This is a genomic window from Phaeovulum sp. (genome assembly GCF_041596715.1).
Classification (GTDB): Bacteria; Pseudomonadota; Alphaproteobacteria; order Rhodobacterales; family Rhodobacteraceae; genus UBA6213.
Genome location: NZ_JBFHIA010000300.1, coordinates 1 through 3,218, shown reverse-complemented (window position 1 = coordinate 3,218; position 3,218 = coordinate 1). Strand labels below are relative to the sequence as shown.

The window sequence follows — 3,218 nt, the reverse complement described above, 5'->3', positions numbered from 1 at the left end:
CGCGGGCCGTTGAAATCATCGTTGCGCGGAATATGCGATGCCTCGCAGGCATCTACGAAAGCGCGGGAGATACGGCGTGGAGCGCTTTGATCCGTCACCTGCAAGGGGCCATCGCCGCCGTGCAGTGCATCGGCCCCCCAGGCGTTGCCCTCTGCGCGCCGGAAATAGGGCAGGCACGAGGCCCAATCCCACCCTTCGGCACCCAGATCGGCCCATTCGTCGTAGTCAGAGGGGTGGCCGCGCGTGTAAAGCATGGCGTTGATGGCGGAAGATCCGCCCAGCGCCTTGCCGCGCGGCTGAAACCCGCGCCGCCCCTTCAGGCCCGGCTGCCGCGTGGTGTGATATGCCCAGTTGTGAATTGGCGGGCGGCCCGAAACCATCGCCGCAACCAGCGCCGGGGCGCGCACGAAGATATCGCGCCCGGCCCCGCCCGCTTCAATCAGGCAGACTGAAACAGAGGGGTCCTCTGACAACCGCGCCGCCAGAACCGAACCCGCCGAGCCGCCACCGACGATAACGTAATCGAAAACCACATACCCCTCCCAGGATGGGCGGAGCCTCGTGCTTTCAGGGCCTTATGGCAAGCGCCAGTGCGCCGCGTCAGCTGCGCAAAACCCCACCTGTGGCTTTTGTGACCTTTTCGATGACGCGCGCCGAAACCGCCTCGATATCGGCTTCGGTCAGGGTCTTGTCGCGGGGCTGCAATCGCACCGAAAGCGCGATCGACTTTTTGCCCGCACCCATCTGCGCCTCGGCCTTTTCGCCGCTGAACTGGTCGAACACACGCACCGATTCGATCAATGTCTTATCGGCACCAGCGGCGGCGTTGACCAGCGTCAGCGCCTCGGTGCGCGCATCGACCACAAAGGCAAAGTCACGCTCGACCGCCTGCAAATCGGCAAGCGCCAGCGCAGGGCGCGTGGGTGTTTTCAGCTTCGGGAACGGCAGCGCCGTAAGGGCAAGCGTAAAGGCAACCGCGGGCCCCTTGACCCCCATGTCGCGCAGCACGCGCGGGTGCACCTCGCCAAAGGTGCAGATGACATTCGGGCCCAGCGCCATTGCGCCGCTGCGACCCGGGTGCCACCACGACGCCACCTTGCGGTTGATCTGCACTTTCGCAGGCGCGCCAAGCACAGCCAGCACCGCCTCGGCATCGGCCTTGGCATCGTAAAGATCAACCGGGCGGCGCGAACCAAAGGGATCGCGGGGGGCTGACGCACCGACCAAAAGGCCCGCCCCTTGCAAAACCTGCTCACCCGGTTCGCCCCCGTTGAAGGCGGGACCAACCTCGAAAAGCGCAAGATCGGGATAGCCGCGCGCCTGATTGCGCGCTGCTGCTGCCAGAAGGCCCGGCAGCAGATCAGGGCGCAGATGGGTCATTTCCGATGAAATCGGGTTTTCAATCCGCGTGGCATCCTGCCCACCGCCAAAAGCCGTGGCCGAAGCCGCGTCGATGAAACTGTAGGTCACACATTCATTGTAGCCCAAGGACGCCAGCATTCGCCGCGCGGTCTTTTCGCGCATTTGCATCGGAGTCAGAATCGGCGCAGGCACGCCTGTGGTTTCGCGCGCAAGCGGGCGGCCCTGCAAACCGGTAAGCGAAGCGATGCGCGCCACTTCCTCAACCAGATCCGCCTCGCCCAGCACATCAGGGCGCCAGGTTGGCGGGGTAACCATGTTACCCTCGATGCTGAAGCCCAAAGCCTCAAGCGTGGCGCGCTGCGTCTCTTCGGGAATCTCCATCCCGACAAGGCTTTGCACGCGCGCAGGGTCTAGCTTGTAGGCGCAGCTGACATCGGGCACGGCACCATCCATGACCACTTCGCTCGCCTCGCCGCCGCAAAGCTCCAGCACCATCGCTGTTGCCAGCTCCAGCCCCGGCAGGGTGAAAGCGGGGTCCACGCCACGCTCGAACCGGTAACGCGCGTCAGAGGTGATCTTGAGCGCGCGGCCTGTAGCGGCAATGGTAATCGGGTCCCAATAGGCGGATTCGAGGAACACATCGGTGGTGGTTTCGGTACAGCCCGAATGTTCGCCCCCCATGATACCCGCAAGGCTTTCTGGCTGTGCGTCGTCAGAAATCAGCATCATGCCGGGGCGCAGCGTGTAGGTCTTGCCGTCCAGCGCCACCAACTCTTCGCCGCCCTTGGTTGGGGCGATATGCAACCCGCCTTGCACCTTGGCCGCGTCAAACACATGCAGCGGGCGGTTCAGATCATAGGTGAAGAAGTTGGTGATATCGACCAGCGCCGAAATCGGGCGCAAGCCAATCGCCAGCAACCGCTGTTGCAACCAGTCGGGGCTGGGGCCGTTGGTGACACCGCGGATCAGGCGGCCTGCGAATAGCGGGCAGCCCTTTTTCTTGAGTTCGGGGTCGATTGTAACGGTGATCGGGCAGGCAAAGCCGCCGGGCACGGGCTCGACTTCAAGCGGTTTCAGCGTGCCAAGGCCACGCGCGGCAAGGTCACGGGCGATGCCGCGGATGCCCAGCGCATCGGGGCGGTTCGGGGTGATCTTGATTTCGATCACCGGGTCCACCACTTCGGGGCGATGCTCGGCCAGCCAATCGACGAACTTCTGCCCGACATGGCCCGAGTCTAGCTCGATGATACCGTTGTGTTCGTCCGAAAGCTCTAGCTCGCGCTCGGATGCCATCATGCCGTGGCTTTCAACACCGCGGATTTTGCCGATGCCAAGGGTCACATCGATGCCGGGCACATAATCGCCGGGCTTGCACAGCACGACGGTGATACCCTCGCGCGCGTTCGGCGCGCCGCAAACGATCTGCTTCAGCCCTTCGTCGGTTTCGACCATGCAAACCCGCAGCCGATCCGCCTCGGGGTGCTGCACTGCCGATTGCACGCGCGCGAGGGTGAAAGGGGCGAGCTTCGCCACCGGGTTCGTGACCTCTTCCACCTCAAGCCCGAGGTCGGTGAGGGCATAGGTAATTTCGTCAAGCGTGGCGTCGGTGTCGAGATGGTCACGCAGCCAGGAGAGGGTGAGTTTCATTGGTGGGACTCCATGGGCAGCGGGTGCCGCGATAGATCAAGGATGGTGCGCAACCCGAAAGTTGGCGCAAAGCGCGCGATTGCACCGGCGAGGCTTCGCAGAAAGGGCAGCGCCCGAACCGAGGGGTGGGCGCAAAGCGCCCGCCCCGTGGGGGCGGTTCGGGCGCTGCCCGGCGTGCCGCCGGGCGGAAGGGAGGTGCTGGGGGTCAT

At 64.4% G+C, this 3,218-nt stretch carries 3 protein-coding genes; all 3 read right to left on the bottom strand.

The window, feature by feature from the left end:
• Window positions 1–533 (bottom strand): GMC family oxidoreductase (locus tag ABY403_RS14985; RefSeq protein ID WP_372841624.1); only part of this gene is annotated, 533 nt, incomplete at its 3' end.
• 67 nt (window positions 534–600) lie between these two features.
• Complete coding sequence (gene pheT / locus ABY403_RS14980) at window positions 601–3,009, bottom strand: phenylalanine--tRNA ligase subunit beta (protein ID WP_372841623.1); 2,409 nt, start codon at window positions 3,007–3,009, stop codon at window positions 601–603.
• The coding region (locus tag ABY403_RS14975) for a hypothetical protein (RefSeq protein ID WP_372841622.1) at window positions 3,006–3,218 on the bottom strand (213 nt) is incomplete at its 5' end. The genes ABY403_RS14975 and pheT, both read right to left, overlap by 4 nt.

Excerpts from the sequence above, each read along its gene's own strand:
- pheT (WP_372841623.1), bottom strand. The coding sequence starts at position 3,009 with ATGAAACTCACCCTCTCCTGGCTGCGTGACCATCTCGACACCGACGCC.